The following is a 6659-nucleotide window of genomic DNA, read 5'->3' as shown; positions in this document are numbered from 1 at the left end:
CGGCGGGATGCCGGGCGGCACCGGCGGCACCGGCGGCACCGCCCGCGGCGGCATGGGCGGCGGCGGCATGGGCGGCGGTCCCGGCGGCGGCATGGGCGGCGCGGACAGCGAGCTGATCACGTACCTGGAGAAGCACCAGGACGGCGCGACCTGGCTGCTGGCGGTCTCCAACTCGCAGAGCGCGGGGCAGCTGATCCTCAGCTCCGGCAAGCCGGTCATCTCGATGTGGGGCTTCACCGGCTCCGACCGGGCGATGACGCTGGCCAAGCTCAAGGAACTGGTGAAGAAGGGCGAGTTGCACTACATCCAGCTCGGTGGCGGCGGGATGGGCATGGGCGGCGACAACAGCCTGAGCCAGGAGATCACCACGTGGGTGCAGAAGCACGGGACGGCGGTGAAGGAGAGCGCGTACGGCAAGAGCGCGGAGACGGAGTCGGAGTCCGCGTCGGACGCGACGACGGAGGGGAAGTCCGACTCCCCGGCGTCGGACACGTCGGACGCGTCGAACACGTCGAACGCGTCGAACACGTCGACGGTCTACCGGCTGGACCCGGCGGACGTCGGCTAGCCCCCGCGAGGACACGGCCGCTCGCCGCGTCTTCCGCACCTCAACCGCCCCCGGCCGTACGGTCGGGGGCGGTTTCGTACGGTCAACTCGCGTAGACACGACCCGAAATGCCGCCCCCCGTCACCGAACGGACACGTCGCGTTTATTTACATGGCCGCATGTTCATGCCAATCTCCCGTCTGCCGCCTCATTCAACCCGCGTAGATGGGACCCCCCTTCATGTTGGCGACGCGCATACGCAGCTGGAAGTCGGTGGCTCTGACGAGTGCCGCCGTTCTGGTCGGCCTGTCGGCCCCCACGCTGACGGCCACCCCGGCAGCGGCCACGACGACCGCGTACGACTCGACGTACTACAAGAACGCGGTCGGCAAGACCGGCACGAGCCTCAAGTCCTCGCTGCACACGATCATCAGCAGCCAGAGCAAGATCTCGTACTCCGCGGTCTGGGACGCCCTGAAGGCGACCGACCAGGACCCGAACAACAGCAGCAACGTGATCCTGCTGTACAGCGGGGTCTCCCGCGCCAAGTCCCTCAACGGCGGCGACGTCGGCGACTGGAACCGCGAGCACACCTGGGCCAAGTCGCACGGCAACTTCGGCGAGGCGACCGGCCCCGGCACCGACCTGCACCACCTGCGGGCGGCCGACGTCCAGGTCAACAGCACGCGCGGCAACCTGGACTTCGACAACGGCGGCAGCTCGGTCACCAACGGCGGCGGCAGCAAGGTCGACTCGGACTCCTTCGAGCCGCGCGACGCCGACAAGGGCGACGTGGCCCGCATGATCCTCTACATGGCCGTGCGCTACGAGGGCGACGACGGCTGGGCCGACCTGGAGCCCAACGAGAAGGTCAACAACGGCAGCAACCCCTACATGGGGAAGCTCTCGGTCCTGAAGCAGTGGAACGAGCAGGACCCGCCGAGCGCCTTCGAGGAGAAGCGCAACGACGTCATCTACAACACCTACCAGCACAACCGGAACCCGTTCATCGACCACCCGGAGTGGGTCGAGGCGATCTGGTAGTCCCGGCGTGACGCAACTCCCCGGCCAGGGCCGGGGAGTTCAGCGCCGCGGGCGTCCCCGTCCGGGACGCCGAGAAGCCGGACGGGCGGACGACGGGGACCCCGGCCGGAGGCTCCGGCGGCTCCGCCCCCGTCACCCCAGATGCGTCGCCGCGAACATCCGCAGGACCGCCGGGAGGACGACCACCGAGGGGCCGGGGGTGGTCAGGGCCTCGGTCAGGTCCGCCTCCAGCGACTCCGGGGTCGTCCTGACGCCCGGGACGCCGAACGACTCCGCCAGGGCCACGTAGTCCGGGCGGGTCAGTTCGGTCGCCGTGGGCTCGCCGAAGGCGTCCGTCATGTACTCGCGCAGGATGCCGTAGCCGCCGTCGTCGACGATCAACCAGGTGACGTCCAGGCCGAGTTGGCGGGCCGTGGCCAGTTCCGCGATCGAGTAGAGCGCGCCGCCGTCGCCGGAGACGGCGAGGACCGGGCGGGTCGGGTCGGCCGCCGCCGCGCCCAGCGCCGCCGGGAAGCCGTAGCCCAGTCCGCCCGCGCCCTGCGCCGAGTGCATCCGGTTGGGGCCCTCGGGGTCGAACGCCGACCACGCCCAGTAGGCCAGGATCGTCATGTCCCAGAAGGACGGGGAGGTGGCCGGCAGAGCGCGCCTGACCGACGCCAGCACCTGCTGTTCCAGGGTCAGTTCCTGGGCCGCGATGCGGGACGCCACCTTCGCCAGGACCTCGGCCACCCGGTCCCCCGCCCGCGGGTCCTCGCGCCGCTCCGCCGTCTCCAGCAGGGCCTGGAGGGCCAGGCGGGCGTCCGCGTGGATGCCCAGGGCCGGGTGGTTGGACTCCAGCTTGCCGAGGTCCGCCTCGATCTGGATCACCCGGCCGCGCGGCGCGAACGTGTGGTAGTTCGAGGAGAGTTCGCCCAGGCCCGAGCCGACCACCAGCAGGACGTCCGCGTCCTCCAGGAAGTCGGTGGTGTGCCGGTCCTCCAGCCAGGACTGGAGGGAGAGCGGATGCGTCCACGGGAACGCGCCCTTGCCGCCGAACGTCGTCACCACCGGCGCGTCCAGCAGCTCCGCCAGCGCGCGCAGCTTGCCCGAGGCGTCCGCGCGGACCACCCCGCCGCCCGCGATGATCGCCGGACGGGCCGCCCGGGAGAGCAGATCGGCGGCGACGGCGGTGAGTTCGGGGCGCGGCGGGAGGTCGTCCGGGGTCGCGTCCACCGCCGTCACCACCGGCAGCGCGGCCGGGGCCAGCAGCACGTCCTGCGGGATCTCCACCCACACCGGCCCGTGCGGAGCCGTCAGCGCCGACTTCCAGGCCGCCGCCAGCGCGGACGGGATCTGCGACTGGGCGCGGACCGTGTGGACGGACTTCACCACGCCCCTGAACGAGGCGGCCTGGTCCGGGAGTTCGTGAAGGTAGCCGTGGCGCCCGCCGCCCAGGCCCGCGGTCGGGATCTGGCTGCTGATCGCCAGCACCGGCGCCGAGGCCGACGCCGCCTCCTGGAGCGCGGCCAGCGAGGTGAGCGCGCCGGGGCCGGTGGACAGCAGCAGCGGGGCGGCCTCGCCGGTGATCCGGCCGTAGGCGTCGGCGGCGAACCCGGCGTTGTTCTCCACCCGCAGGCCCACGTACCGCAGGTCGGAGCGGCGCAGCGCGTCGAACATGCCGAGGGCGTGCTGTCCCGGCAGGCCGAAGACGGTGGTCGCGCCGAGCCCGGCCAGGGTCTCCACGACCAGGTCGCCGCCGTTGCGCCCAGCGGGCGGGGCGAGGGCGGCGGCGGTCTGCGCGGCCGTGGGGCGGAGTTCGAGGTCGTGGTCGTGCGTCACTGGGAGCGGGCCTCCGCGATCTGGCGGGTCATGATGGTGGTCAGTTCGTACGCGGTGTGCGACGCGGCCACCGAGGTGATCTCGGCGTGGTCGTACGCCGGTGCCACCTCGACGACGTCCGCCGACACCAGGTTGCAGGATGCCAGGCCGCGCAGGATCTCCAGGAGTTCGCGGGAGGTCATGCCGCCCGCCTCGGGGGTGCCGGTGCCGGGCGCGTGGGCCGGGTCGAGGCAGTCGATGTCGATGGAGATGTACAGCGGGCGGTCCCCGATGCGCTGGCGGAGCTGGTCGGCGACCTCGTCGGCGCCGCGCCGGTAGACGTCGGCCGAGGTGACGATGCCGAAGCCCATCTTGGCGTCGTCGGTGAGGTCCTGCTTGCCGTAGAGCGGGCCGCGGGTGCCGACGTGGGAGAGCGCCTCGGTGTCGAGGACGCCCTCCTCCACCGCCCGCCGGAACGGGGTGCCGTGCGTGTACGCGGCGCCGAAGTAGGTGTCCCAGGTGTCGAGATGGGCGTCGAAGTGCAGCAGCGCGACCGGGCCGTGCTTCTTCGCCGCCGCGCGCAGCAGCGGCAGCGCGATGGTGTGGTCGCCGCCGAGGGTCATCAACCGGGCGCCGGTGCCGAGGAGTTCGTCGGCGGCGGCCTCGATCGTCTCGACGGCCTCGTTGATGTTGAACGGGTTGGCCGCGATGTCCCCGGCGTCCGCGACCTGGGCGAGCGCGAACGGGGAGGCGTCCTGCGCGGGGTTGTAGGGGCGCAGCAGCCGGGACGCCTCGCGGATCGCGTTGCCGCCGAAGCGGGCGCCCGGCCGGTAGGAGACGCCCGAGTCGAACGGCACGCCCACCACGGCGACGTCGGCGCGGCCGACCTCGTCGAGCCGGGGCAGCCGGGCGAAGGTCGCGGGCCCGGCGTACCGGGGGACGCGGGAGGAGTCGACGGGGCCGCGGGGCGTCTCGTTGGCGCTCATGGGAACTGCTCTCTTTCTTGCGCTTCGGCGCGCGGGTGGCGCGCGGGTGCTGCGGTCCGGTGGCCTACGGGGCGGCCGGTACCGGTTCGGACGGGGTGTCGTCGGGGGCGCCGCGCCCGGCGAGCCGCTCGCGCCAGGCGGCGAGGACGGCCGCGTCGGTCGCGGGGGTGGCGAGGGAGACGGCCACGTAGGCGACCAGGGAGGCGGAGAGGCCGAGGTAGACGGGCTCGTTGGCGAGGATGCCGTAGCCCGCCATCAGGCCGACGACGGCGAGGCCGCCGACCACGACGGCGGCGAGGGCGCCCTGCGCGGTGCCGCGCTTCCACAGCAGGCCGCCGAGGATGGGCACCAGCAGGCCGCCGACCAGCAGGTTGTAGGCGACGGTGAGGGCCTCGACCACGTTGTTGAGGGCGATGGCGGTGCAGATCACGCCGACGCCCATGATCAGGATGAAGACGCGGTTGCCCCGGACCTCGTCGTGCGCCTGCCCGGTGTCCCGGACCGCGCCGCGCAGCCGGGACCAGATGTCGTTGTTGGCGACGGTGGCGCAGGCGATGAGGGCGCCCGAGGACGTCGACATCACGGCGGCGAGCGCGGCGGCCAGCACCAACCCGCGGACGCCGACGGGCAGTTCGTCCTTGACGATGGTGGCGAAGGCGTCGTCGGCGCTGCCCAGGTCCGGGTAGAGCACCTTGGCCGCGGTGCCGATGACGGCGCCGGCCAGCGCGTAGAGCAGACAGTAGGTGCCGGCGACGGTGCCGCCGAGGCGGGCGGTGCGGTCGCTGCGCGCGGTGAACACGCGCTGCCAGATGTCCTGTCCGATGAGCATGCCGAAGGTGTAGATCAGCACGTACGTGAAGATCGTCTCGCCGCCGATGCCCAGCGGGTCGAAGTACCCGGTGGGCAGTTTGGCGCGCATCTCGGCGAAGCCGCCCGCCTTGACCACCGCGATCGGCAGGAGCAGCAGGAGCACGCCGATCGTCTTGACGACGAACTGGACCATGTCGGTGAGGGTGATCGACCACATGCCGCCGAGGGTGGAGTAGGCGACGACGATGGACCCGCCGATGACGATCGCGAGGGTGCGGTTCATGTCGAAGAGGACGTCGAAGATGGTCGCGTAGGCGATGGTCGAGGTGACCGCGAGCATCAGGGTGTACGCCCACATGACGACGCCGGAGATGACCCCGGCGCGGCCGCCGTAGCGCAGGTCGAGCATCTCGGAGACGGTGTAGACCTTCAGGCGGGCGATGCGCGCGGAGAAGAAGACCGAGAGGGCGAGCAGGCCGAGGCCGATGGTGAAGACCATCCAGGCGCCGGAGAGGCCGTACTTGTAGCCGAGGCCGACCCCGCCGATGGTGGAGGCGCCGCCGAGGACGATCGCGGCCATGGTGCCGGAGTACATGGCCGGGCCGAGGCGGCGTCCGGCCACCAGGAACTCGCTCTTCGACCTGGCGCGGCGCATGCCCCACCAGCCCATGGCCAGCATGCCGGCCAGGTAGACGACGATGACGGTGTAGTCGATGGCCATGGGGGCCTCCTTCGCGCACTCTCGGTGGCGTGTCGTGAGAGGTGGGGACTGGTCGCGCAGCGGTTCGCGGGGACATCCGCCCGTACCCGCGGCTGGCGGTCGGGACTGACACTAGGTGGCCGGAAAGCGACTGCGAAGTGTACGTTTCATCCAATCGCGGTGACGTGACTGGAGGGAACGCACACCATGCCGGAGCTGCCCGTCCCGCCCACCCCGCCGGTGCCGCTGGCCGCCCTGCTGGCCCGCGAGGACCTGGCGCTGCGGCGGATCGCGGGCCCGTCGGACCCCGGCGCCGTGATCCACTCCGCGCACACCTCGGAGATGGCCGACCCGTACCCGTACCTGCTCGGCGGTGAGCTGCTGCTGACGGCGGGCGTGCACATCACGGACGCGGCGGGCTCGGGCACCTACTTCGACGACTACGTCGCCCGGATCGTGGCGGCGGGCGGCGCGGCGCTCGGCTTCGGGGTGGCGCCGGTGCACGACACCGTGCCGCGCGCCCTGGTGGCGGCCTGCGACGCGTACGGGCTGCCGCTCCTTGAGGTGCCGCCGCAGACGCCGTTCGCGGCGGTGGCCCGCGCGGTCTGGCAGCTGATGGCGCAGGCCAGGCTGGCGGAGCTGCGGCGGGTCACGGAGGCGCAGCAGAGCCTGGCCGCGGCGGCGTCCCGCCCGGACCCGGTCCCCTCGGTCCTGCACCGCCTCTCCCGCCGTCTGGACGGCTGGGCGGTGCTGTACGGACCGGAGGGCACCGAGA

Annotated in this window: 5 protein-coding genes and 1 pseudogene; 3 read left to right on the top strand and 3 right to left on the bottom strand. The window is 72.4% G+C overall.

Annotated elements, in window-relative coordinates; all coding sequences use genetic code 11:
* Together GA0115242_RS01975 and GA0115242_RS01970 are read left to right on the top strand one after the other, a co-directional pair.
* Positions 1 to 568 (top strand): annotated as a pseudogene (locus GA0115242_RS01975) (hypothetical protein); the annotation flags it as partial.
* Positions 569 to 787: 219 nt separating this feature from the next.
* Positions 788 to 1591 carry an endonuclease I family protein gene (locus tag GA0115242_RS01970; protein ID WP_093823823.1) on the top strand — a complete coding sequence of 268 codons (804 nt, stop codon included), beginning with the start codon at positions 788 to 790 and terminating at the stop codon, positions 1589 to 1591.
* A 132-nt stretch (positions 1592 to 1723) separates the two neighbouring features.
* On the opposite strand, the gene GA0115242_RS01965 is transcribed toward GA0115242_RS01970, so the two are convergent.
* From GA0115242_RS01965 to GA0115242_RS01955, 3 genes are all read right to left on the bottom strand, one after another.
* A complete protein-coding gene (locus tag GA0115242_RS01965) occupies positions 1724 to 3409 on the bottom strand; it encodes a thiamine pyrophosphate-binding protein (protein ID WP_093823821.1) in 1686 nt (561 codons plus the stop codon).
* Positions 3406 to 4374, bottom strand: a complete 969-nt coding sequence (gene speB, locus GA0115242_RS01960) for an agmatinase (RefSeq protein WP_093823819.1) — start codon at positions 4372 to 4374, stop codon at positions 3406 to 3408. Before speB ends, GA0115242_RS01965 begins: the two co-directional genes overlap by 4 nt.
* Before the next feature lie 64 nt (positions 4375 to 4438).
* Positions 4439 to 5905, bottom strand: coding sequence for a sodium:solute symporter (locus GA0115242_RS01955; RefSeq protein WP_093823817.1), 1467 nt, complete (start codon positions 5903 to 5905; stop codon positions 4439 to 4441).
* Positions 5906 to 6091: 186 nt separating this feature from the next.
* On the opposite strand from GA0115242_RS01955, the gene GA0115242_RS01950 reads away from it, so the two are divergent.
* The coding region (locus GA0115242_RS01950; protein ID WP_176729721.1) for a PucR family transcriptional regulator ligand-binding domain-containing protein at positions 6092 to 6659 on the top strand (568 nt) is incomplete at its 3' end.

It is taken from the genome of Streptomyces sp. SolWspMP-5a-2, assembly GCF_900091845.1.
GTDB lineage: Bacteria > Actinomycetota > Actinomycetes > Streptomycetales > Streptomycetaceae > Streptomyces > Streptomyces doudnae.
The sequence above is the reverse complement of the archived record's forward strand: the minus strand, read 5'-3'. Positions and strand labels throughout refer to the sequence as shown.